The following is a 22,711-nucleotide window of genomic DNA, read 5'->3' on the forward strand; positions in this document are numbered from 1 at the left end:
TCTATTTATCCCGCAGCTCACGGCCGGTTATTTCCAAAAAGACATCATTCAAGGTTGGTTGCTGCGTGTGGAAGTTCCCAAAAGCAACTTGTTCCTCATCAAGGATGGCAAGGATATTCGTTAAAACAGCTTTGATTTCTTCCGTATTAATGGTTGCGAACATGTCATTGTATTTTATGTCGGTTACTTTAGGCAGATTCAAGATTCTTTGCTGGACTGCTTCCGGGAAATCAGGAATTTCAATGATAATTTTTTCGTTCATATGAATCATAGCTTTCAGCTGTTCTTTTGTTCCCTGGGCAATCACCTGTCCTTTTTCAATAATGACGATATTGTCGCAAAGCTGTTCTACTTCCTCCATATAATGTGTTGTGTAAATAATAGTTGCACCTTGGCGATTCAATTCTTTGATACTGTCCAGAATCTTATTCCGGCTTTGCGGATCCACGGCAACTGTAGGTTCATCCAGGAAAATCAATTCAGGCTTATGAGCAATTCCGCAGGCAATATTCAACCGGCGTTTTAAGCCGCCGCTTAGTTTTTTGGGAAAGAATTTCGTAAAATCTTCCAAGCCGACTAGTTGAATAACATCCTCTACATTTTTTTTCCGTTCCTGTTTATTCGTAATATATAAGCCGCAGTAATAATCAATATTTTCAGCTACAGTAAGTTCTTCGAATACTGCAACCTCTTGAGGAACAACGCCAATTCTTTTTTTGATGTCGTATTGATCCGGTGCCATTTCTTTTCCGAATATTTTTATCTCACCCTTATCATAGGTGAGCAGGGAAAGCATGCAGTTGATTGCCGTTGATTTACCGCTTCCGTTGGGACCCAGCAAGCCTAGGATTTCTCCTTCCTTTACCTGAAGGTTAAAGTGATTCAATGCTACCAGTTTTCCGTATCGTTTAATTAAATCGTTAATTTCAATAATCATGTTCTCATTCTCCCTTTTTCAATTTATAATGTAACTATACAGGAATGATTATTGATTAGTTAGTGACTATCTTCATAAGTTGATGTGACATTTGTCACAATCTTGTGAAGACTGACTATCAGGTTAAAGAGACAGGAGAAAATTATGGAAAGATTTACAATAAATAACTTTATGGAAAAGAGTCTTCTTCTTTTGCTTAGTGCACTGCTTCTATTCAATGAGGCATATCAAACGGAGTGGATTATCTTTATTTTGCTGACGATGCTTTTCAGTATATTCATCTGGGTGGTTCAGGAGCCCAAATTATCGATACTTTTTGTTCTAGTTATGCTGCTGGTTTCATACTGGTGGAAAGAATATGTTTTTTTTGTTCCTTTTTTTTTCTATGATGGAGGCTTTGATGAAAATCATTCAGTTCTCATAATCAACAGTGGTCTGCTATTTGTGTTTCTACTATATAATGAGCAGTATGAACTGCCGATAAAGTTTTATGTCATCCTATTATGCAGCTTGGCATTTTATCTAGCTTATCGTTATGTGGGAACTGAGCGTCTGAAAGAGCACAGCCGCTCAATTGAGGACGAACTATTTGCACATCAATATACCTTACAGCAGCAGAATGAGAAACAGCAGGAACGGCAGGAGGCTGTGATTTCTTTAGAAGTATCTAATGAAAGAAATCGTATTGCCAGAGATATTCATGATAATGTGGGGCATTTGCTATCCAGCAGTCTGCTGCAGCTTGGTGCGGTCCAGACCATCAATCAATCAGAAAGCTTAGAAAAGCCCTTGGAGCAGTTAAAAGAAACAATAGCCGAAGGTATGGATAATATTCGGTCAAGTGTCCATAACCTTCATGATGAATCATTAAGTTTATCTATAGCCATGCAGAAAATCATCAATAATTTTCAGTTCTGTAAGGTTGAACTGACTGGAGAATTTCCAGAATACTTGGATAAGGAATGCAAGCTTGCATGTATTATGATTGTTAAGGAAGCACTTTCTAACGTAATGAAGCATAGTAATGCAGATAAAGTAACAATAGTATTTAAACAGCATCCTGGTTTTTACAAACTAATGATTTCAGATAATGGTTCTAAAGTGACAAGAGGGAAAAGCTTAGATCGAGGCATTGGATTAATCAGTATGGAGGAACGGCTGGCGAAGCTTGGCGGTCGTTTGAATCATCATCAGACCAATGAAGGCTTTAGTTTGATTGCTGTATTTCCCAAAAACAAAGGAGAGAACATATGATACGATTGGTAGTGGTAGATGATGATTACTTAGTAACAACTTCGTTGAAAACAATTATCGAGGTAGGTCAGGAGATTGAGGTGGTCGGCATCGGTCATTCGTCGTCGGAAGCAGTTCAGCTGTACCAAGAATTTAGTCCGGATATTTTACTGACAGATATTCGGATGGGCGAGAGTACAGGACTGGATGCAGCAAAGGCGATTTTATCAGAGACTCCGGAGGCAAAAATTTTACTTTTGACAACTTTTTCGGATGATGAATATATAGTTGAAGCATTGAAAATTGGCGTGAAAGGCTATTTGCTGAAACAAGACATGGAAGCCATTGTTCCTTCAATAAAAGCAGTGAATAATGGTCAGTCGGTTTTTGGTCACACAATCATTGGAAAGCTGCCAAATCTGCTTCAAACTGAGAAAAGTGAAAAAGTATGTCCGTTTGAACTGACAGAGAGGGAATTGACGACAGTAGCATTGATTGCTGAAGGCATGAACAATAAAGAAATTGCTCAGGAACTGTTTCTTAGCGAGGGTACTGTGCGGAACTACATCAGTTCACTGTTGGAGAAGCTGGAGCTGAGAGATCGGACGCAATTGGCAATTTTTTATTATAAACACCTAAAATGAAGTATAAAAAATAGGGAAATAAGTAGATTTGACAGTAGTTCATTCAAAATCGTTGGGTTTTCTGCTGTTTTTTTGATAAAATAGAGAAATGAAAGGAAAGATGAAAATTGAAAGAACTCTTTCTGAAATATAAAGAAGTCATTGCCTATCTGTTTTTTGGCGTGGCAACGACTTTAGTAAATATTGGCGTATACTTCATCTGTACAGATGTTTTATCGCTGGACTATAGAGTGAGTAACGGCATCAGCTGGTTTTTGTCTGTCTTGTTTGCTTTTTACACAAATAAGTATTTTGTTTTTCAGAGCAAAGGAGAAGGACAGAAGTCTTTTTGGAAGGAAATGCTGCTTTTCTACTGGTACCGAATCCTGTCATTTGCTATTGACATGGCAGTTATGATTCTGCTGGTGGAGGTATTGAAGGCGCCGGATTTATTCGCAAAGCTGGTGACACAAGTAATCGTTGTAGTTTTAAATTATTTTTTCAGCAAATTTTTTATCTTCAAGAAAAAGTCTTCGTAGCAGAAAGTCTGCGGAGATAAAAACAAAAGGATCGAGGTTGCACAATGGAAAAAATTTATCAAGACGACAGTTTGACACTTCACACGGATCTTTATCAAATTAATATGATGAAAACCTACTGGGAGCTAGGTAGAGCAGATTTGCATGCTGTGTTTGAATGTTATTTCAGAGATATGCCTTTCAGTAATGGCTATGCGATTTTTGCTGGTTTGGAAAGGCTGGTTAATTATTTGGAGAATCTGACTTTCTCTGAAACTGATATTACTTATCTAAGAGATGTAGAACACTATCCGGAAGCGTTTTTGGACTATCTTAAGACATTTAAATTCAGCTGTACTGTTCGTTCTGCTCTTGAAGGGGAAATTGTTTTTAATAACGAGCCGCTAATTCAGATTGAAGGACCGTTGGCACAATGCCAGTTAGTCGAAACGGCACTTTTAAATATGGTGAATTTTCAAACATTGATTGCTACTAAAGCAGCCAAAATTAAATCAGTGATTGGCGATGATCCGCTGATGGAGTTCGGTACACGTCGGGCGCAAGAGCTGGATGCAGCCATTTGGGGTACTAGAGCAGCTTATATTGGCGGAGCAGGAGCGACAAGCAACGTTCGCGCCGGAAAGATTTTTGGTATTCCAGTTAGCGGCACTCATGCGCATTCATTGGTTCAGTCTTATGGCAATGATTATGCTGCATTTAAGGCTTACGCGCAGACGCATAAAGACTGTGTATTCCTGGTTGATACGTATGATACATTGAAATCGGGAGTACCGAATGCGATTCGCGTAGCAAATGAGATGGGAGATAAAATCAATTTTCTCGGTGTTAGAATCGACAGCGGCGATATGGCGTATATATCTAAAAAGGTTAGAGAACAGCTGGATGAAGCAGGGTATACTGATGCAAAAGTCTATGCTTCCAATGATTTGGATGAAAATACAATTCTCAGCTTAAAAATGCAGAAAGCCAAAATTGATGTTTGGGGTGTTGGTACAAAACTGATTACAGCCTATAATCAGCCGGCATTAGGCGCAGTATTTAAACTAGTTTCAATTGAAGATGAAAACGGCGTTATGCAAGATACAATTAAACTGTCCAGTAATGCAGAAAAGGTTACAACTCCTGGGAAGAAACAGGTTTGGCGGATTACTAGAAAATCCGACAAGAAATCAGAAGGTGACTATGTGACACTTTGGGAGGAAGATCCGAGGAAAGAAGAAGAAATCTTCATGTTCCATCCTGTTCATACCTTCATCAATAAAACGGTTCGTAATTTTGATGCTCGTCCTGTCCTACAAGAAATTTTTGTGGAGGGTAAACGGGTCTATGAGCTTCCAACCCTTGAGGAAATCAAAAATTACGCCAAAGAAAATCTTGATTCTTTATGGGAAGAATATAAGCGTGATTTAAATCCGCAAAAATATCCGGTTGATTTATCAACAGAGTGTTGGAATCATAAAATGCGTCTTTTAGAAAAAGTCAGAAAAGATGTCAGCAAGTTTAATGACGGCAGTAGTTTGTAATCAAGTGATGTTAGAGAAATGGAATTAAACGGATTCATAGAAACGATAGAGATTTCTAAAAATCGTTGAAAAAATTGGAGTTCACCGCAAAATTGTCTACATTTAGTATATGATGGAGGGATTTTTTATGAAGGCACTGCAGCAGGAAATTATTAAAGAATTAGGTGTTAAATCAAGAATTGACCCGCAGGAAGAAATTCGTAGAAGCATTGATTTCATGAAGGCTTATCTTTATAAGCATCCCTTTTTAAAAACACTGGTTTTGGGCATCAGCGGCGGCCAGGATTCAAGCTTGGCAGGACGACTGGCTCAACTGACTATGGAAGAGATGCGCAGTGAGACTAAGGATGAACGCTATCAATTTGTCGCGGTTCGTTTGCCTTATGGTACACAAGTAGATGAAGCCGATGCACAGAAAGCATTAACCTTTATTCAGCCGGATGTTTCGTTAAGAGTGGATGTTCGTCCTGCGGTTGACGCTTGTGTGGCAGCACTTGAAGCATCAGGAGAAAAAATCAGTGACTTCAATAAAGGCAACATGAAGGCTCGGCAGCGAATGATTGTTCAGTATGCAGTTGCAGGAGAACGTCAGGGTGCGGTGATTGGAACGGACCATGCAGCAGAAAGCATCACAGGCTTCTTTACCAAATTTGGAGATGGAGGTGCCGATATACTACCTCTATACCGCTTAAATAAACGTCAAGGCAAACAACTGCTTCAAGCATTGGGAGCAGACGAGACCCTTTATTTGAAAGTTCCTACTGCTGATTTGGAGGATGATAAACCGCTGATTGCTGATGAAGCTGCATTAGGGGTCAGCTATGATGCGATAGATGACTATCTGGAAGGAAAAGAAATATCTGAACAGGCAGTTGAAAAAATAGAGGGCTGGTATCTAAAAACACAGCATAAACGTCATTTGCCGATTACCGTATTTGATGATTTTTGGAAATAGAGTGAAAGAGGTCGAGACAAAAGTGTTTAGCTCCGAGAAATAAGACGAATTATCCGAAAATAGCTTTTCATATTTTTGAGATAGTTCGGCTTATTTCCGAGAGAGCTACTTTTGGAACGCCGTTTATTCGGATTTTAGAGAAAAAATTCAAATAGTTGCTTAAGCGAAATGGTTTAACTGATGAACTTTAAGCTTTGCAGTTGTTGTAGAAACAGCTCTAAGATAGAATAAAAGCTAGTATGAGAATCTAATAGTTTCCCGGAACAATTATTTGTGTTATTTAAAATAAATTGTTAGAATCGGAGTATAGATGTCGAAGTGTTTCTTCTTTTTTCTCGATGTAGCAGGACTGATAAAATCAAGCTGTATGTTTGGTAGAAATACTTTAGGAGAATTGTCTAGAGACTTGAACTTCGACAGTCAAATCAGGAGGTATAGCAGATGGACGGTAGTAAAATTGATGGAAAACCTGTGACGGAAGAAATGCTCCTAGCAAACGGCTACAGAAAATATATGGGCGAAGGCATTGATATTTATTATAGTAAAGATATTTGTGCTCATATAGGAAACTGTGTACGGGGGAATCCCGAAGTGTTTGAAGTAGGTAGACGTCCTTGGATTATTGCCGATAACGGCTCGGTTGAAAATGATATTCAAGTAATTAATACCTGCCCAAGCGGTGCCTTAAAGTATATCAGAAAGGACGGAAAATAAATCATGGAAATTAAAGAAGAAAGCGGACGTTTTGCTCTTTATAATGATGAAAATCAGGAAATTGGAGAGATGACCTGGTCTGACGCTGGAGCTGAAATGATGATTATTGATCATACCTTTGTTGAACCAGAATATAGAGGACAGCATTTGGCAGAAAAATTGGTACTGAATGGCGTAGAAAAAGCTCGGCGGGAAGGGAAAAAGATTATTCCTCTATGCCCGTTTGCTAAAAAAGAATTTGATACAAAGCCTGAGTACGGAGATGTATTAAGAAAATAAAAATTATAGAAAATGAACTAAAATTAGTCTTTGGGGTAATAATCCTTCTAAAAAAAGAAAGCAAGCTTGATTTTGATGCAACTATTGAAATCAGACTTGTTTTTTCTTTTATCCTCTGGCCTTTCTTCATATCTCTCCCGAAGTTTCGTAAACTTAATACCGCGAGTGATAAGTAGTATACTTAAAGCACAACTTCTTATTTTAGAAAAGAAGGGTGAAAAAAAGTTGAAAAATCGAATTGATTTCAAAGATAAAAAGAAATTTACAGCTAGTAATTATTTTCAAAATATGCTAAAGTGTAATAGATGTAATTTGTGAATAAGGAGTATGAATAGATGTATAATTTTATTTTGACTGTTGTCATTGTTCTTTCAGTGATTATGGTAATCTCAATTTTGATGCAGCCAAGCAAACAAAATAGTGCAGCAAGTGCTTTTACCGGCGGAGCGGATAAGCTTTTTGGTAAGCAGAAAGCTCGTGGCTTTGAAGCTGTGATGCAGCGTGCAACAACTGTTATTGGTGCTACATGGATGATTTTACTATTTGTATTATCGTTTCTTTCATCTAAGTAATCAGAAAGAAATAGTTGATTTGTATAATAGGATATAAGCAAAAGCTATTGGTTTTGTTTTACCTGTGTACTATCGGTAAATTATGCTAGTTGATTTTTTAAGTCTGGACGTATTCATCATGAGTATTCGTTCAGACTTTTTTTGATGCCCAAATATACAAATTCTGTTGAATAAACGAACTGCTACCTACAGTTTCTCTGCTTTTGATGAAGTGGTAGGTATAGGTCTTTTATAGTCAGCAAAATTGTGTTTTTACAATTTATATAAATAACCGCTTTGCTTCTAAGAGGCTTTCTGATAAGAATATGATAAAATGAGATTGAGGTGAAACAAATGGAGAAAAAAATAAATCTGCCTAAACCTCTTTTTATTAAAAAAGGAGCAAAAGCAGTTCTTTTATTTCATGCCTATTCCGGCAGCAGCAATGATGTTCGGATGTTGTGCCGTTATTTAGAAAATAAAAATTATACCGTATACAGTCCGATGTTTTCAGGTCATGGAACTTTAAATCCGGAAGACATACTGGATCAATCTGTAGAAAAATGGCAGCAGGATGCTCTTCAGGCAGTTGCTTTTTTGAAAGATCAAGGGTATGGTCAGATAGCAGTGTTGGGCTTATCGATGGGCGGCTTATTTGCGGTCAACCTTTTAACGCAGGAAGAGGAAGCTGTCATCGGCGGCGGTTGTTTTTGTTCCCCTATATTTCCTGTTAAGACGCGTGTACCAGAAAACTTTATTCTCTATGCCGAAAACGTGATAAAGCTATCTGGAGAATCAGAAGAAGCCGTCGAAAAAAGAATGACTGATATACGGTCTCGGTCCGTTGAACAGCTACGGCAGATAGAAAATTATGCTGAAAAAACAGCAAAAGCATTAGATAAAATAGATACGCCAGTTTTTATTGCTCAAGCTGGTCAAGACGAAATGATTGATCCAAAAGGTGCATTTCAAACGGCAGCGGCTTTGACTGACACAAAAATTACATTTAACTGGTATCCAAACAGCGGACATGTTTTGACTGTAGGACCGGAACATAAAGAACTAGAACAGGATGTGGCAAACTATTTAGAGACCCTATCTTGGGATGAGGAGAAAGAATGACAAAACAAACAATTAAGGAAACGATTCTTGCTTATTTGAAGGATCAAAAGAAAAAGAGCTTTTCAATGGAGGAACTGGCTGAAGGATTGCAGCTGCAGAAAAGTGCTGATTTTAAGTTCTTGATTCAAACAGCAGCAGCTTTAGAACGGGAAAATTTGATTGAATTTACTAAAAAAGGAAAAATTAAGCTGGTTGAAAAAGGGATTTCTGTAGAAGGTGTATTTCGAGGGAACGAGCGGGGATTTGGCTTTGTGACAATCGATCCAGAGGAACCGGATATTTATATTGCTAAAGAGCATACCAACTATGCGATGGATGGTGACACAGTGCTAATTGATATTATTCAGCCGGCTGACCCATTTTCAGAACGTGGAGCAGAAGGAGCAGTCCTGGAAATTAAAGAACGGGCAGTTAGTCAAATTGTTGGTGAATTTTTTGCTTATAGCGAAGAAGAAACAGCGGAAAGTGATTTGTACGGCTATGTTCTACCGAAGGATAAAAAAATATCTGGATTAACTGTATACATAGCTGCTGAAGGCATTCGTCCAGTAGCTGGAAGTATTGTAATTGCAGAAGTAACGCACTATCCTGAAAAAGAATACGCAAAAAGCTTGGAAGGAATTGTCAAAAAGGTAGTTGGTCATAAGAACGACCCGGGAATGGATATTATGTCAATTATTGTTGCACATGGCATACCGACTTCATTTTCTGATGATGTTATCACCCAGGCTGATCAGGTTCCGGATACAATAAACGAACAGGATTTAACCGGCCGCAGGGATTTACGGGATCAGGTAATCGTGACAATTGACGGGGAAGATGCAAAGGATTTGGATGATGCAGTTACTGTTCAAAAACTAAAAAATGGGAACTATTTTTTAGGGGTTCATATTGCGGATGTTTCTCACTATGTAACTGAAGGCAGTCCAATGGATAGTGAAGCCTATGAGCGGGGAACCAGCGTATATTTGACAGACCGGGTAATTCCGATGCTGCCGCAGCGCTTATCCAACGGTATCTGTTCACTGAACCCCAAGGTACCTCGGCTGACATTAAGCTGTCAGATGGAAATATCTTCTGATGGACTCGTTGTTTCTCATGAGATTTTTCCGAGTGTGATTCAGACGGCGGAGCGAATGACCTATACAGCGGTTAATGAGATTCTTGAAGAACAGAATGAAGAAACCATCCTCCGCTATGAGCCGTTAGTACCGATGTTTAATGAGATGGCCGAACTGCATAGTATTTTAGAAAAGATGAGAGAACGTCGGGGGGCTATTTCATTTGAAGACCATGAAGCGAAGGTGCTGGTCAACGAAGATGGACAGCCGCAGGATATTATTTTACGCCAACGTGGTTTGGGAGAACGTCTAATTGAATCCTTTATGCTGGCTGCTAATGAAACTGTAGCCCGTCATTACACAGAAAAGAAGCTGCCGTTTGTTTATCGAATCCATGAACAGCCTAAAGAAGAAAAAATGCAGCGGTTCTTTGATTTTGCTGCCATGCTAGGTATTTTGGTAAAAGGAACCAAAGCAGACATTACACCAAAGGATCTCCAGCGGGTACTTGAACAAATAGAAGGTAAACCAGAAGAAATCGTAATTAATACCATGTTGCTTAGAAGTATGCAGCAGGCACGCTATTCTGAAGACAATTTTGGGCATTATGGTTTAGCGGCAGAATACTATACTCATTTCACTTCCCCAATTCGGCGCTATCCCGATTTAATTGTACATCGTTTGATACGAAGCTACAGTGAGGATTTGTCTGAAGCAAATCAAGGAAGATGGAGTGAACAGCTACCGGATATCGCAGACCACAGCTCAAAAATGGAACGACGGGCAGTGGAAGCAGAGCGTGAAGTTGATAGTATGAAGAAAGCCGAATTCATGGCGGATAAGATTGGCGAGGAGTATGATGGAGTTATCAGCTCAGTGACTAAGTTCGGTATTTTTGTTGAACTAGCAAATACAATTGAAGGCTTAGTACACATTAACAATTTGAAGCAGGATTATTTTCATTTCATCGAAAATCATTTAGCGCTGGTTGGAGAACGGACAGGCTTAACCCTTAAAATCGGTCAGAAAGTCCGTATCCGAGTAGAAAAATCCGACCCTGAAACGAGAGAAATTGATTTTGAGTTAATTGATTCAGAAGAAATTGAACGTTTGGAGATTAAAGGTTCGAAAGGCGGCAACCGTAAAAGCCGAAGAAGAAAAGACAGCGGCCGGCAAAAGCTGAATAATAAACAAAAGAAAGAGTCTAATTCTTCAAAGCCTGCTAATAAGGAAAAGCAAGCTAAGAAAAAAGGTGGTAAAAAACCTTTTTATAAGGAAGTTGCTAAAAAGAAAAAGACAAAAAATAAACATAAAAAGAAAAAATAAAATCGGAGGAGTTTGTGATGCCAAAAGGGGAAGGACAATTAATTGCCCAAAATAAAAAGGCAAGGCATGATTATACGATTATTGATACGATCGAAGCAGGGATTGTACTTCAGGGGACTGAAATCAAAGCAATCCGCAATGCTAGAATCAATTTGAAGGACGGTTTTGCCCGAATTCGCAATGGAGAAATATTTTTGTACAATGTTCATATCAGTCCTTATGAGCAGGGAAATATTTTTAATCATGATCCGCTGCGTACAAGAAAACTGTTGATGCACAAAAGACAAATCAAAAAGCTGGTCGGTGAGACGAAGAATACGGGAGTAACGCTTGTTCCGTTGAAGGTCTATATTAAGGATGGGTTTGCCAAAGTTTTGATTGGACTTGCTAAAGGTAAGAAACAATATGATAAGCGGGAAGACTTGAAACGAAAAGAAGTCGACCGTCAAATCAACCGGACATTAAAAAATCTGTCTCGTTAACCAACTGAAGAGAACGAGCTGTAAATTTTGTTGTTAATTAGCCAAGTAGCAATTATTTTGCTTGGAAAAATTATCAGGACAACCAATAGTTTTTCATAGGATTTTCATAAGGATAAAGAAAAGTGAAATGCTGAAAATGGTTTTTAATTTGTTATATATTCTTTTTCGCATATTTAAGTTCTTTTCTTTATCTTCCGCGTAAAATTTGTTAGAGTGAAAGAAAACTGATGGCTTCCATCGTTTTTGATAAAAAACAATTGCAGCTTTTTTCCACTGTTTAAGCAGAATTATGAAAGGAAAATGACATGTTTTTTTAGTCACATTAGAAAAAATGTCGAATTTTCATGAAAAACTTTTGAAATTCGGTATCGATGGTGGTATTATACGTTGTGGTTGAAAATAACTTTAAGAAAATATCAAGCAGTTGAGCAGAAAAGAGGTGAAAAAAATGGAAGAGAAAACACCGCTCTTCAATATCGGTCCGATATGGTTTGATGCGACTATCTGTACGATGGTTTTGCTGACTAGTGTGATCGTTTTTGCCGTTGTTTATTTTTGCACAAGAAATTTGCAGATGAAACCGAAAGGAAAACAGAATGTAATTGAGTGGATTATTGATTTTGTTCGCGGAATTATTACTGACAATATGCCTAGTAAAGAAGTTACGAATTTTCATTTATTATCTTTCACTCTGTTCTTATTCATATTAGTTGCAAATACTATTGGCTTAGTCACGAAGATTGCAGTTGGCGAACATTCCTACTGGAAGAGTCCAACCGCTGATCCAATGGTGACATTGACGCTGGCATTAATCATGATTGTTCTGACCCATGTATTCAGTATCAGCCGTTTTGGATTTAAAGGGTACTTTAAAAATAGTTTCCTGAAGCCTGTGGCCTTTTTGATGCCAATCAAGTTTATGGAAGAGTTTACGAATCTGCTTACACTGGCTTTGCGTTTATACGGAAATATCTACGCTGGTGAAGTTCTGTTGGGACTAATTGCAAGTCTTGTCTCAGGAGTAGGTTTATGGGTTATTCCACTGGCGATTCCGCTGGAAATGATCTGGGTGGCCTTCTCATTATTTATCGGTGGGATTCAAGCTTTCATTTTTGTGACTTTATCTATGGTTTACATGGCTCATAAAGTTGAAGTGGAAGAATAATTAACAATAATCTATTATCAAAGTTCTTAGGAGGAATAAAAAATGGACGGATTGAATTATATCGCAGCAGCGATCGCAGTATTTGGAGCAGCAATTGGAGCAGCTTATGGTAACGGAAAGGTTATTTCTAAAACGATTGAATCAATGACACGCCAGCCTGAAATGTCTGGTCAATTAAGAACAACGATGTTTATCGGGGTAGCCTTGATTGAAGCGGTTCCTATTCTAGGTGTAGTTATTGCATTATTGTTGGTGCTGAGATAATTTACTTTGGAAGCAGGACGTTGTTGGGCAAACCGATCGTCACTGCTTTCTTCTGTATAGTTATGTAAATAGCCGAAGTTAAGACAACACAGATAAGATTTGGATGAACTTTTAAAGTATCTGAGAGGGATGTTATTCACTCAGGTCGACTTAAATAAGAATGAAAGAATGCTTTTGTGTCTGTCTTTAGAGAGAATGCAGGAAAGGACGGCGAAACTTCATGCTTAAGAACCTGGTTTTAGGGGAGGCAGCACCCAGTACAACACTGGGAACAATCATCGTAGTGACCGGCGCCTTTTTGATTTTGATGCTCTTAATCAAAAAATTTGCGTGGGGTGCCATCACAGATGTACTGAAACAACGTGAAGATAAAATCGCAAATGATTTAGATTCCGCTGAGCAGTCACGTCTATCAGCGGCGCAAATGGAAAAAGAACGCCAGCAAAAACTGCTTGCTTCAAAATCAGAAGCAGCGGAAATCATAAAGGATGCCAAAGATAGCGGAGAAGAAAACCGCAAGAAAGCTTTAGCTGAAACGACTGAAGAGGTAACCCGGCTGAAGGAAAAAGCAGTCAGTGATATCGCTCAGGAACATGATAAAGCAATGGCAGCAGTGAAAGAGGATGTGGCAGCCTTGTCCATCCAGATTGCAGGGAAAATCCTTAATAAGGAATTAACAACAGAGGCGCATGAGTCGCTGATTGATTCTTATATTGATGGATTAGGTAAAATTGATGAAACTAGATAAATATATGGTTGGTAAACGCTACGGCAAAGCTTTGTTTGAGCTGGCGCTGGAGAAGCAGGAAGCCGCTGATGTTTATCAACAGCTGTTAAAGCTGCGGGAGGTCTATCATCTGGTTCCGGGGATTGGCGATATTCTAAGCGATGCTCGATTGGAGCCATATGAAAAAGATGAAATTATGGATCAATTGATTAAAGGCTTTTCAGGTACGGTGGAAAATTTTCTCCATGTAGTACATAGCTACAGCCGGATGAGTGAAATGCTGTTAATGATTGATGAATATGAAAGAAGATATGACGATCTGCAAAGTTTGGTCTTGGGCACGGTTGTGACCGCTGTGCCGCTGACGAAAGAGCAGCATCAGCAGATTGAAGCAAAAGCAGCAGGATTGTTGGGATACGAAAAAGCCAATTTTATTAACCTGATTGAACCTAAAATTTTAGGCGGGGCAGTAATTGAAGCAAATCACAAGGTGATTGACGGAAGTATCAAAAAACAGTTGAAGAATATAGAAGAACGATTGTTGAGATAGACTTTAGTAGAATAAAGAGGTGACGCAAATGTCCATCAAAGCAGAAGAAATCAGTGCTTTAATTAAAGAACAAATCGAGCATTATCAGCAGGAACTAGCTGTTGAGGAAGTGGGAACTGTAACCTATGTAGGGGATGGGATCGCCCGCGCCCATGGTCTGGAAAATGCAATGAGCGGAGAGCTGTTGGAATTCTCCAACGGCGCTTACGGAATGGCGCAGAATTTGGAATCAAACGATGTTGGTATTATTATTTTAGGTGATTTTGAATCCATCCGTGAAGGGGACAAAATCAAGCGTACAGGAAAAATAATGGAAGTGCCTGTAGGAGAAGCTTTGATCGGCCGTGTTGTAAACCCGCTGGGACAACCCGTTGACGGTCTTGGTGAAATTAAAACAGATAAAAAACGTCCCGTTGAGGCTGCTGCGCCAGGCGTTATGCAGCGTAAATCAGTAAATGAGCCGATGCAGACAGGTCTGAAAGCGATTGATGCATTAGTACCAATTGGAAGAGGACAGCGTGAATTGATTATTGGTGACCGTAAAACGGGTAAAACATCAATCGCAATCGACACAATTATCAACCAAAAGGGTCAAGATGTTATCTGTATCTATGTTGCTATCGGGCAAAAAGAATCAACTGTTCGGACACAGGTAGAAACACTACGTAAATTAGGTGCATTGGACTATACAATCGTTGTAACTGCAAGTGCTTCTCAACCGGCGCCAATGCTTTACATTGCTCCTTATGCTGGAGCGGCAATGGGTGAAGAATTTATGTACAACGGAAAACATGTACTGATCATTTACGATGACTTGTCCAAACAAGCGGTAGCTTACCGGGAACTTTCATTGCTTTTACGTAGACCGCCAGGTCGGGAAGCATATCCCGGCGATGTTTTCTATCTGCATTCTCGTCTGTTGGAAAGAGCAGCTAAGCTAAGTGATGAAATGGGCGGCGGTTCAATGACAGCTTTGCCGTTTGTTGAAACACAAGCTGGTGATATTTCTGCTTATATTCCAACAAACGTGATTTCCATCACAGATGGTCAAATTTTCCTTGAAAATGATTTATTCTACTCAGGAATCCGTCCGGCGGTAGACGCTGGGTTGTCAGTATCACGTGTTGGGGGCTCTGCCCAAATTAAAGCTATGAAGAAGGTTGCCGGAACACTTCGTCTGGACTTGGCAAGTTATCGGGAACTGGAAGCATTTACTCAGTTTGGCTCTGATTTGGATGCAGCCACACAGGCAAAACTAAACCGCGGACGACGTACAGTTGAAATACTAAAACAAAAACTGCACATGCCGCTGCCGGTAGAAAAACAAGTAGTCATTTTATTTGCACTGACTCGAGGACTGCTGGATAGCATCAGTGTTGACCGCATTCTCGATTTTGAAGAAGAACTGTTTGACTATATTGAAGGCAAGCATGCTGATATTTTTGAAACGATTCGGACTACGAAGGATTTGCCGGATGAAGAAATGTTGAAAACAGTAATTGATGAATTTAAAGAAGTATTTAATGCATCGGCTATTTCAGAGAAATCTGCTGTTGATGACTTGAAGGAAAAAATGTCTAAAGCTTAGAGAGGTGAATGGAAATGGGTGCTTCATTGAATGAAATAAAGCAGCGAATTGCTTCAACTAAAAAGACGAGTCAGATTACGAAAGCAATGCAGATGGTATCTGCAGCGAAACTGACAAAGTCAGAAGCTGCTTCAAAGAATTTTCAGGAATACGCGGCGAAAATCCGTTCGATTGTAACTCACCTTGTTGCCTCTCAGCTGAATGATCTGGAAGAACTAAGTGATGATCCCAGCTATCCTGAGTTGAATGAATTTCATGCGATGCTGGCCAGCAGACCTGTGAAGCGAACAGGATACATTGTGATAACTTCAGATAAAGGCTTGGTTGGCGGCTACAACAGCTCCATTTTGAAGCAAACGATGACTATGCTGCAGGATGATCATGACAATCAAGACGAGTATGTGTTAATTGCAATCGGAGGAGTAGGAGCAGACTTTTTTAAAACGAGAGGCTTTAATATTGCCTACGAGTTAAGAGGTCTGACTGATCAGCCTTCTTTTGACGAAGTACGGAAAATCGTTTCTGCAGCAACATCAATGTATGACAGTGAAGTCTTTGACGAATTATATGTTTGTTACAACCACCATATCAATTCATTGACAAGCCAGTTTCGAGTAGAAAAAATGCTGCCGATTTCTGATTTGGATCCGGATGAAGATGCTTCTTATGAACAGGAGTATATTTTAGAGCCTTCAAAAGAAGCCATCTTGGATCATTTACTGCCTCAATATGCGGATAGTCTGATTTACGGAGCGATTATTGATGCGAAAACTGCTGAACATGCAGCAGGGATGACAGCAATGAAGACTGCGACCGACAACGCTCAGACCATTATTGGAGATTTAACGATTTCTTATAACCGTGCTCGTCAGGGAGCGATTACGCAGGAAATCACAGAGATTGTAGCTGGAGCTGCTGCGTTAGAATAAATCCAGTTTTGTATTCAATGATTGAAGATAGACTGTGAAACTTAGTAAGACTGGAGGAAGAAACATGAGTTCAGGTAAAATTATTGAAGTAATCGGCCCAGTTGTTGATGTTGAGTTTTCTTTAGATCAGCCGCTGCCTGATATAAATAATGCATTAGTCGTGTATAAAAATGGCGAAAACAAACAGAAAGTTGTGCTTGAAGTAGCCTTGGAGCTTGGGGATGGAGTTATTCGCTCTATCGCAATGGAATCAACAGATGGTCTCCAAAGAGGAATGGAAGTTATTGATACAGGAAAACCCATTTCCGTACCGGTTGGGAAAGAAACCTTGGGACGGGTTTTCAACGTTTTAGGAGATACGATTGATTTGGAAGCACCGTTTCCAGAGGATGCTGCACGCAGCGGTATCCATAAAAAAGCACCAACCTTTGATGAGTTAAGCACGAGCACTGAAATTCTTGAAACAGGAATTAAGGTTATCGATTTACTTGCTCCTTACTTAAAAGGCGGGAAAGTTGGCCTATTTGGGGGTGCTGGTGTTGGTAAAACGGTTTTAATTCAAGAACTTATTCATAATATCGCTCAGGAGCATGGCGGAATTTCCGTATTTACTGGTGTTGGAGAACGTACCCGTGAAGGGAACGACCTTTATTATGAAATGAAGGACTCTGGTGTTATTGAAAAAACAGCTATGGTGTTTGGTCAGATGAATGAGCCGCCAGGCGCCCGTATGCGTGTTGCATTAACAGGATTGACAATTGCAGAGTATTTCCGTGATGTTGAAGGACAGGACGTTCTGTTATTTATTGATAATATTTTCCGCTTTACTCAAGCAGGTTCGGAAGTATCCGCTTTGCTTGGACGTATGCCTTCTGCCGTGGGCTATCAGCCGACCTTAGCAACAGAAATGGGTCAGCTGCAGGAACGGATTACATCCACTAAGAAAGGGTCTATTACATCTATTCAGGCAATCTATGTACCAGCCGATGACTACACTGACCCGGCACCAGCAACTGCTTTCGCCCATTTGGATGCAACAACCAATTTGGAACGTCGTTTGACTGAACAGGGAATTTATCCCGCGGTTGATCCGCTGGCTTCTTCGTCAAGTGCTTTGGCTCCTGAGATTGTTGGAGAAGAGCATTACGAAGTTGCTACTGAGGTACAGCACGTACTCCAGCGTTACCGTGAACTGCAGGACATCATTGCTATACTCGGTATGGATGAGCTTTCCGACAAAGAGAAGGTTCTGGTCGGCAGAGCACGCCGGATTCAGTTCTTCCTTTCTCAGAACTTCCACGTGGCAGAACAGTTTACTGGTCAGCCCGGTTCCTATGTGCCTGTTTCTGAAACTGTAAAAGGTTTTAAAGATATTCTTGAAGGAAAATATGATGATTTACCTGAAGAAGCGTTTAGAAGTGTTGGACGAATCGAAGAGGTCATCGAAAAATCGAAAACATTGAACTACTAGGAGGTCTGCATAATGGAAGAGGCATTAACTGTTAATGTAATGACCCCGGACGGTCTGGTTTACGATCACCGTGCAACGATTGTTGTTGCCAGAACAACAGACGGTGAAATCGGAATCTTGCCGAAGCATGCACCGATTATCGTCCCTCTGGCGATTGACGAGGTTCGGGTGAAGCGGACAGATGCAGACACCCATGTGGATTGGATTGCGGTGAACGGCGGAATTATGGAGGTACGTGATAACGTAGTTTCGATTATTGCCGATAGTGCAGAAAGAGAACGGGACATTGACGTATCCAGAGCCGAACGTGCAAAACTGCGCGCAGAGAAAATGATTCAGGAAGCAAAAGAAAAAGACAACATTGATGAACTGAAACGTGCGAATGTAGCGCTTCACCGAGCAATCAACCGCATCAATGTGTCGAAACATCACTAATTAGTAAAATGCGGTAAACCGGGTGATAAAGAGTGATTTAGACTCTGCATGTACTTCTCTTTTCAACAGCTTAATAAGCTGTTGAAAAGGAGGGCAGTCACCCGGTTTTTATTTGTACATAGAAAAATTAAGTTTTCAGCAAAAATTGATAGTAAGAATCTTAAGAATTGCTGAATCGAGTGTTTTTTGATTTAAAATAAAATACGCGAAACTATAAAATAAACACTATTTTTATAAATTTTGTTTGTTTTGTGATAAACTATTAGATAAATCCTGCGAATTGCTTTATTGCCAAACTATTTATGCAGCATAAGCGAGTGAGATTAAACAGCTTTTATTTTTGTAGGATTTGAATTTTAAGTAAGTTTTTATTCTCTCTGAATGTTTATTTTTAGAAGGAATAATAAAAGGAGTTAAACATGGAGTTTTACGGAGTAGATGCATTGATTCGAATTATTTCCCATGTACTATTTATCTATCTGAGTTTTTGGACAGTGCAGGCGGTCAGAATCGATCAGTTTTTCAAGCAGCAGCATGTCCGGCAGATAAGGGTGTTATTAATCTTATTTTCAGTTGTAATAGGCTATACTGCGAGCTCTTTTTTTCTGGAATTCATCGCGTTATGCCGTAATATTTTTATGTCATTCTTATCTTGAATAAGTAAAATAAGAAGAAAATGTACAAATTTGCAAAGAATAGTGTTATAATGAGGAAGATTTTGGGTAGGAAGAACCTATTCTTATTTTTGGAGGGAACGAAATGGAACAGATCGTTGTTCATGGCGGTAACCAATTAAAAGGTAATGTAAAAATCGAAGGGGCAAAAAATGCAGTTTTGCCTATTCTTGCAGCAACACTCTTAGCAGAAGAAGGAACCACTAAAATTAAAAATGTGCCGATTCTTTCAGATGTTTTTACAATGAATAAGGTAATTGAACACTTAAACGTAGACATAAACTTTAACCAAGAACAAAACGAAGTATATATTGATGCGACAAAACCGCTGGGAATTGAAGCAGACTATGAATTTGTTGGACAAATGAGAGCTTCTATTGTTGTGATGGGGCCATTATTAGCCCGCAATGGTCATGCTAAAGTAGCTATGCCGGGCGGATGTGCAATCGGCAAGCGGCCGATAGACCTTCATCTAAAAGGATTTCAGGCATTAGGTGCTAAGATTGTTCAGAAAAATGGTTATATCGAAGCTTTTGCTGATGAATTAAAAGGAAATACAATTTATCTTGATTTTCCTAGTGTAGGTGCTACACAAAACATTATGATGGCTGCTGTCCGTGCAAAAGGCACAACAGTTATTGAAAATGTGGCAAGAGAACCTGAAATCGTTGATTTAGCTAACGTATTGAATAAAATGGGCGCACATGTTTATGGCGCCGGAACTGAAATGATGCGTATTGAAGGTGTAGACAAGCTGCACGGCGTAGAACACTCTGTTGTTCAGGACCGTATCGAAGCAGGTACTTTCATGGTTGCAGCAGCAATGACTGAAGGTAATGTTATGATTGAAGAAGCAATTATTGAGCATAATCGTCCGTTGATTTCTAAATTGACTGAAATGGGTGCAATTGTTCGTGAAGAAGAAGACGGCATCCGAGTTATCGGTCCGAAAGAAATAAAACCGACAGACATCAAAACATTGCCTCATCCAGGCTTCCCGACAGATATGCAGGCACAAGTAACTGCTATGCAGGTGTTGGCAAAAGGATCGAGCGTAGTGACTGAGACTGTCTTTGAAAATCGCTTCCAGCATTTGGAAGAAATGATGCATATGAATGCAGATGTACAGATTGACGGCAACGTGGCAATCATCAATGGCGGTAGAAAGCTTCAAGGAGCTGCCGTCAATGCAACCGATTTGAGAGCGGCGGCAGCGTTAATTCTTTTGGGATTACGTGCTGACGGAATTACCCGCGTTTCTCATCTGGAGTATTTAGACAGAGGATATTATGAATTCCACAAAAAGCTTCAAAAGCTTGGTGCAAAAGTGGAACGAGTGAATGGAGAGACTGCTGAAGTCAAAGAAGCATCAGTAGTTCGTTAAAAAGGAGTAGTTATTTATGAGTTCGACACGTTATATCATAGTCACTTTATTGAAAATACTAGTGGTGATTTCACTTGTCGTCATTCTATTTGTTACCGGCACGATGATTGGTTACGGTATTGTGGGCGGCGGCGATCCGAAAGATGTTTTTAATAAGGAAGTATGGACTCATATCTTTGATTTTCTGAAATAATTCAAAGCCGGGAAAGAGGCAACTCTTTCCCGGCTTTTTAGTTTTTATTTGTTTGAAGCTTTAGAAACGGATGCCCTTTTTAAAGGGAAATACACAAAGAAAAAATGGTTTCTATGTTATAATTAAAGGAGTCTATTAAAGAATAGTCTGCGACTTATAAAGTATTAAAATTTAAGCTGTGAGTAATAGGATGCTCGGAGTATTGCTTATAGAAAAATACCTTATTTTTTATAAAGAAATCCTATAACACAGCATTTGATTCTAAATTTTTTTCTAAATCTTCTGAAAATCGAAGAAGAATATGATAGAAGGCATTAGAATTAAACTACATATATAAACACTAAAGGGAGAGAGTATTGATGAAATCGATTGTAACTGCGATAGGCGATCACGCACTTGATGGGAAGGAACCAATGATCATTCTTTTCGGAGAAGGAGCTACAGAGAATCTTAGAGAGTATTCTGTAATCCAGAAATTTGAAGAACAGCAGGAGCTGGCAATAAAAAAAGGAAATCAACTGAAAATTGATGAGCTTGTTTATACTGTTGAGCATGTGGGCTCTTTTGCCAATGCAAACCTCAACAGCATATCACACGTAACACTAATTTTTGACAGCGTTCCTGCGGAAGATGCAGTGGTAAACGGCATCTATCTATCGCCAAATAAATTTCCGGAAATCAATGTAGGTTCCATCATTGAATACATGAGCTGAAGGGAGTGGTTGAATGTCAAATGATCAAAAAGAAAAATCAGAAAGCCGCTTATCTTGGTTTTGGCGCTGGTTTTTAAATAATCAGGTTGTTACGGCATTACTGATTGTACTACTAGTTCTATTAATTATTTTTGTTTTCACCAAGGTATCTCATTTATTTACGCCAGTCTGGCAGTTTATTGGTGTAGTAGGGCTGCCGATTATTATGGCGGGAATCTTCTATTATTTGTTGAATCCTATTGTAGATTTTCTTGAAAAGAAAAAAGTTCCGAGAGCTTGGAGTATTATTGGCTTATTTGTAATTGTAGTTGCATTAATCGTTTGGGGAATCGTTGTGATTGTGCCTGAGATTCGCAGTCAGATACTTAGCTTTGGCAATAATTTTCCTAAGTATGTTGAAACAATAGATAGTAAAACACAGGAAATTCTCAGTGATCCGTTGTTTGGGCAGCTGCGGGAACCTCTGGAAGATATGGGCGAGCGTTTGACTAGCTCTTTGGGAGAAATTATTAAGAACTTATCCACATCCACTGTTCAAGGTCTGGGCAGCTTCTTTGGGGCAGTAGCATCGATTGTTGTAGCTGTGATAACGATGCCGTTTATCCTGTTCTACTTGTTAAAAGATGGAAAAAGACTAGCACCGTTCTATATCAAGTTTTTACCGAATAAAATGCGTCAGCCAACATTGCAGGTTTTATCTGAAATGAATGCACAGGTGTCTTCTTATATCAGAGGACAGCTGACTGTAGCCTTTGCAGTAGCTGTAATGTTCATTATTGGTTTTTCTATTATCGGACTAGATTATTCTGTTACTTTAGGCATTATCGCCGGTTTCTTGAATTTGATTCCTTATCTAGGGTCATTTCTGGCAATGGTTCCTGCTGTTTTTCTAGGAATTGTCGGCGGACCGGTCCTCTTAATTCAGGTATTGATTGTCTTTATTATTGAGCAAACCATTGAAGGACGTGTCGTATCACCTCTAGTACTGGGAAGTCAGCTGGATGTTCATCCGGTGACGATTTTGCTGGTGTTGTTAACTTCCGGAAAATTATTTGGAATCGCTGGTGTAATACTGGGGATTCCTATCTACGCCGCTGCAAAAGTAGTGATTACAAATATTTTTGAATGGTATAAAGAGGTTTCTACTTTATATTACGATGAAGATGACGAAAAAGTTGATAATGAAACATAAAAAAGTGGGGGGGGGGGGGGGGGGGGGGGGAGGGGGGGGGGGGGGGGGGGGGGGTTGTTGTGTGTGGCGTTTCCCGCGCCG

25 protein-coding genes are annotated in these 22,711 nt (G+C 39.5%); 24 read left to right on the top strand and 1 reads right to left on the bottom strand.

Annotated elements, in window-relative coordinates; genetic code table 11:
• Position 1: 1 nt before the first annotated feature.
• Complete coding sequence (locus ACPWSO_RS09520) at positions 2-937, bottom strand: ATP-binding cassette domain-containing protein (RefSeq protein WP_426082798.1); 936 nt, start codon at positions 935-937, stop codon at positions 2-4.
• A gap of 144 nt (positions 938-1,081) precedes the next feature.
• Here ACPWSO_RS09520 and ACPWSO_RS09525 point away from each other — a divergent pair, with 144 nt between their 5' ends.
• The 24 genes from ACPWSO_RS09525 to ACPWSO_RS09640 all read left to right on the top strand — a co-directional run bounded on the left by ACPWSO_RS09525 (position 1,082) and on the right by ACPWSO_RS09640 (position 22,630).
• The gene (locus ACPWSO_RS09525) at positions 1,082-2,191 is read left to right on the top strand and encodes a sensor histidine kinase (protein ID WP_426082800.1); all 1,110 of its coding nucleotides are present in this window, start codon (positions 1,082-1,084) and stop codon (positions 2,189-2,191) included.
• A complete protein-coding gene (locus ACPWSO_RS09530) occupies positions 2,188-2,814 on the top strand; it encodes a response regulator (protein ID WP_426082802.1) in 627 nt (208 codons plus the stop codon). Before ACPWSO_RS09525 ends, ACPWSO_RS09530 begins: the two co-directional genes overlap by 4 nt.
• Positions 2,815-2,921: 107 nt before the next feature.
• Positions 2,922-3,332, top strand: a complete 411-nt coding sequence (locus tag ACPWSO_RS09535; protein WP_426082804.1) for a GtrA family protein — start codon at positions 2,922-2,924, stop codon at positions 3,330-3,332.
• Positions 3,333-3,376: 44 nt separating this feature from the next.
• Positions 3,377-4,855 (top strand): nicotinate phosphoribosyltransferase, encoded by a 1,479-nt coding sequence (locus ACPWSO_RS09540; protein ID WP_426082806.1) that lies wholly within the window; start codon positions 3,377-3,379, stop codon positions 4,853-4,855.
• 127 nt (positions 4,856-4,982) lie between these two features.
• A complete protein-coding gene (gene nadE, locus ACPWSO_RS09545; RefSeq protein WP_426082808.1) occupies positions 4,983-5,810 on the top strand; it encodes an ammonia-dependent NAD(+) synthetase in 828 nt (275 codons plus the stop codon).
• Between the two features lie 441 nt (positions 5,811-6,251).
• Positions 6,252-6,524, top strand: a complete 273-nt coding sequence (locus ACPWSO_RS09550; RefSeq protein WP_426082810.1) for a (4Fe-4S)-binding protein — start codon at positions 6,252-6,254, stop codon at positions 6,522-6,524.
• 3 nt (positions 6,525-6,527) lie between these two features.
• Positions 6,528-6,803, top strand: a complete 276-nt coding sequence (locus ACPWSO_RS09555) for a GNAT family N-acetyltransferase (protein ID WP_426082812.1) — start codon at positions 6,528-6,530, stop codon at positions 6,801-6,803.
• A gap of 335 nt (positions 6,804-7,138) precedes the next feature.
• The gene (secG, locus tag ACPWSO_RS09560; RefSeq protein WP_426082814.1) at positions 7,139-7,375 is read left to right on the top strand and encodes a preprotein translocase subunit SecG; all 237 of its coding nucleotides are present in this window, start codon (positions 7,139-7,141) and stop codon (positions 7,373-7,375) included.
• A 333-nt stretch (positions 7,376-7,708) separates the two neighbouring features.
• Positions 7,709-8,476 (top strand): alpha/beta hydrolase, encoded by a 768-nt coding sequence (locus ACPWSO_RS09565; protein WP_426082816.1) that lies wholly within the window; start codon positions 7,709-7,711, stop codon positions 8,474-8,476.
• Positions 8,473-10,863, top strand: coding sequence for a ribonuclease R (gene rnr, locus ACPWSO_RS09570; protein ID WP_426082818.1), 2,391 nt, complete (start codon positions 8,473-8,475; stop codon positions 10,861-10,863). Before ACPWSO_RS09565 ends, rnr begins: the two co-directional genes overlap by 4 nt.
• A 17-nt stretch (positions 10,864-10,880) precedes the next feature.
• Positions 10,881-11,345: an SsrA-binding protein SmpB gene (smpB, locus tag ACPWSO_RS09575; protein ID WP_426082819.1), complete on the top strand. Its 465-nt coding sequence runs from the start codon at positions 10,881-10,883 to the stop codon at positions 11,343-11,345.
• A 448-nt stretch (positions 11,346-11,793) separates the two neighbouring features.
• On the top strand, positions 11,794-12,510 hold the full coding sequence (gene atpB, locus ACPWSO_RS09580; RefSeq protein WP_426082820.1) for a F0F1 ATP synthase subunit A: 717 nt from the start codon (positions 11,794-11,796) through the stop codon (positions 12,508-12,510).
• Positions 12,511-12,561: 51 nt separating this feature from the next.
• Positions 12,562-12,774 carry a F0F1 ATP synthase subunit C gene (gene atpE, locus ACPWSO_RS09585; RefSeq protein ID WP_426082839.1) on the top strand — a complete coding sequence of 71 codons (213 nt, stop codon included), beginning with the start codon at positions 12,562-12,564 and terminating at the stop codon, positions 12,772-12,774.
• Positions 12,775-12,994: 220 nt separating this feature from the next.
• Entirely contained in the window at positions 12,995-13,522 is a 528-nt protein-coding gene (gene atpF / locus ACPWSO_RS09590; protein WP_426082821.1) for a F0F1 ATP synthase subunit B, read from the top strand.
• Positions 13,509-14,051, top strand: a complete 543-nt coding sequence (gene atpH, locus ACPWSO_RS09595; protein WP_426082840.1) for an ATP synthase F1 subunit delta — start codon at positions 13,509-13,511, stop codon at positions 14,049-14,051. Before atpF ends, atpH begins: the two co-directional genes overlap by 14 nt.
• Positions 14,052-14,079: 28 nt before the next feature.
• Positions 14,080-15,639: a F0F1 ATP synthase subunit alpha gene (gene atpA, locus ACPWSO_RS09600; protein WP_426082822.1), complete on the top strand. Its 1,560-nt coding sequence runs from the start codon at positions 14,080-14,082 to the stop codon at positions 15,637-15,639.
• Between the two features lie 14 nt (positions 15,640-15,653).
• Positions 15,654-16,568: a F0F1 ATP synthase subunit gamma gene (locus ACPWSO_RS09605; RefSeq protein WP_426082824.1), complete on the top strand. Its 915-nt coding sequence runs from the start codon at positions 15,654-15,656 to the stop codon at positions 16,566-16,568.
• A gap of 64 nt (positions 16,569-16,632) precedes the next feature.
• Positions 16,633-18,039: a F0F1 ATP synthase subunit beta gene (gene atpD, locus ACPWSO_RS09610; RefSeq protein WP_426082826.1), complete on the top strand. Its 1,407-nt coding sequence runs from the start codon at positions 16,633-16,635 to the stop codon at positions 18,037-18,039.
• Positions 18,040-18,051: 12 nt separating this feature from the next.
• The gene (locus ACPWSO_RS09615) at positions 18,052-18,474 is read left to right on the top strand and encodes a F0F1 ATP synthase subunit epsilon (protein WP_426082828.1); all 423 of its coding nucleotides are present in this window, start codon (positions 18,052-18,054) and stop codon (positions 18,472-18,474) included.
• A 419-nt stretch (positions 18,475-18,893) separates the two neighbouring features.
• Positions 18,894-19,130 (top strand): DUF1146 family protein, encoded by a 237-nt coding sequence (locus tag ACPWSO_RS09620; RefSeq protein WP_426082830.1) that lies wholly within the window; start codon positions 18,894-18,896, stop codon positions 19,128-19,130.
• A gap of 103 nt (positions 19,131-19,233) precedes the next feature.
• On the top strand, positions 19,234-20,532 hold the full coding sequence (gene murA / locus ACPWSO_RS09625) for a UDP-N-acetylglucosamine 1-carboxyvinyltransferase (protein ID WP_426082832.1): 1,299 nt from the start codon (positions 19,234-19,236) through the stop codon (positions 20,530-20,532).
• A gap of 16 nt (positions 20,533-20,548) precedes the next feature.
• Positions 20,549-20,725, top strand: a complete 177-nt coding sequence (locus ACPWSO_RS09630) for a DNA-directed RNA polymerase subunit beta (protein ID WP_426082833.1) — start codon at positions 20,549-20,551, stop codon at positions 20,723-20,725.
• Between the two features lie 359 nt (positions 20,726-21,084).
• Positions 21,085-21,438 (top strand): PTS glucitol/sorbitol transporter subunit IIA, encoded by a 354-nt coding sequence (locus ACPWSO_RS09635; protein ID WP_426082835.1) that lies wholly within the window; start codon positions 21,085-21,087, stop codon positions 21,436-21,438.
• Between the two features lie 13 nt (positions 21,439-21,451).
• Positions 21,452-22,630: an AI-2E family transporter gene (locus ACPWSO_RS09640; protein WP_426082837.1), complete on the top strand. Its 1,179-nt coding sequence runs from the start codon at positions 21,452-21,454 to the stop codon at positions 22,628-22,630.
• Positions 22,631-22,711 lie beyond the last annotated feature (81 nt).

The organism is Enterococcus sp. LJL51, assembly GCF_049894025.1.
In the GTDB taxonomy this organism is placed as follows: Bacteria; Bacillota; Bacilli; order Lactobacillales; family Enterococcaceae; genus Enterococcus_L.

Bases quoted from the DNA above. Each gene is read 5' to 3' on its own strand.
- ACPWSO_RS09550 (WP_426082810.1), top strand. From the start codon at position 6,252: ATGGACGGTAGTAAAATTGATGGAAAACCTGTGACGGAAGAAATGCTC.
- nadE (WP_426082808.1), top strand. From the start codon at position 4,983: ATGAAGGCACTGCAGCAGGAAATTATTAAAGAATTAGGTGTTAAATCA.
- ACPWSO_RS09620 (WP_426082830.1), top strand. From the start codon at position 18,894: ATGGAGTTTTACGGAGTAGATGCATTGATTCGAATTATTTCCCATGTA.
- atpD (WP_426082826.1), top strand. From the start codon at position 16,633: ATGAGTTCAGGTAAAATTATTGAAGTAATCGGCCCAGTTGTTGATGTT.
- atpB (WP_426082820.1), top strand. From the start codon at position 11,794: ATGGAAGAGAAAACACCGCTCTTCAATATCGGTCCGATATGGTTTGAT.
- ACPWSO_RS09540 (WP_426082806.1), top strand. From the start codon at position 3,377: ATGGAAAAAATTTATCAAGACGACAGTTTGACACTTCACACGGATCTT.
- rnr (WP_426082818.1), top strand. From the start codon at position 8,473: ATGACAAAACAAACAATTAAGGAAACGATTCTTGCTTATTTGAAGGAT.
- ACPWSO_RS09555 (WP_426082812.1), top strand. From the start codon at position 6,528: ATGGAAATTAAAGAAGAAAGCGGACGTTTTGCTCTTTATAATGATGAA.
- ACPWSO_RS09525 (WP_426082800.1), top strand. From the start codon at position 1,082: ATGGAAAGATTTACAATAAATAACTTTATGGAAAAGAGTCTTCTTCTT.
- atpH (WP_426082840.1), top strand. From the start codon at position 13,509: ATGAAACTAGATAAATATATGGTTGGTAAACGCTACGGCAAAGCTTTG.
- ACPWSO_RS09520 (WP_426082798.1), bottom strand. From the start codon at position 937: ATGATTATTGAAATTAACGATTTAATTAAACGATACGGAAAACTGGTA.
- ACPWSO_RS09615 (WP_426082828.1), top strand. From the start codon at position 18,052: ATGGAAGAGGCATTAACTGTTAATGTAATGACCCCGGACGGTCTGGTT.
- atpF (WP_426082821.1), top strand. From the start codon at position 12,995: ATGCTTAAGAACCTGGTTTTAGGGGAGGCAGCACCCAGTACAACACTG.
- murA (WP_426082832.1), top strand. From the start codon at position 19,234: ATGGAACAGATCGTTGTTCATGGCGGTAACCAATTAAAAGGTAATGTA.
- atpA (WP_426082822.1), top strand. From the start codon at position 14,080: ATGTCCATCAAAGCAGAAGAAATCAGTGCTTTAATTAAAGAACAAATC.
- ACPWSO_RS09640 (WP_426082837.1), top strand. From the start codon at position 21,452: ATGTCAAATGATCAAAAAGAAAAATCAGAAAGCCGCTTATCTTGGTTT.
- ACPWSO_RS09530 (WP_426082802.1), top strand. From the start codon at position 2,188: ATGATACGATTGGTAGTGGTAGATGATGATTACTTAGTAACAACTTCG.
- smpB (WP_426082819.1), top strand. From the start codon at position 10,881: ATGCCAAAAGGGGAAGGACAATTAATTGCCCAAAATAAAAAGGCAAGG.
- ACPWSO_RS09630 (WP_426082833.1), top strand. From the start codon at position 20,549: ATGAGTTCGACACGTTATATCATAGTCACTTTATTGAAAATACTAGTG.
- ACPWSO_RS09565 (WP_426082816.1), top strand. From the start codon at position 7,709: ATGGAGAAAAAAATAAATCTGCCTAAACCTCTTTTTATTAAAAAAGGA.
- secG (WP_426082814.1), top strand. From the start codon at position 7,139: ATGTATAATTTTATTTTGACTGTTGTCATTGTTCTTTCAGTGATTATG.
- ACPWSO_RS09635 (WP_426082835.1), top strand. From the start codon at position 21,085: ATGAAATCGATTGTAACTGCGATAGGCGATCACGCACTTGATGGGAAG.
- ACPWSO_RS09605 (WP_426082824.1), top strand. From the start codon at position 15,654: ATGGGTGCTTCATTGAATGAAATAAAGCAGCGAATTGCTTCAACTAAA.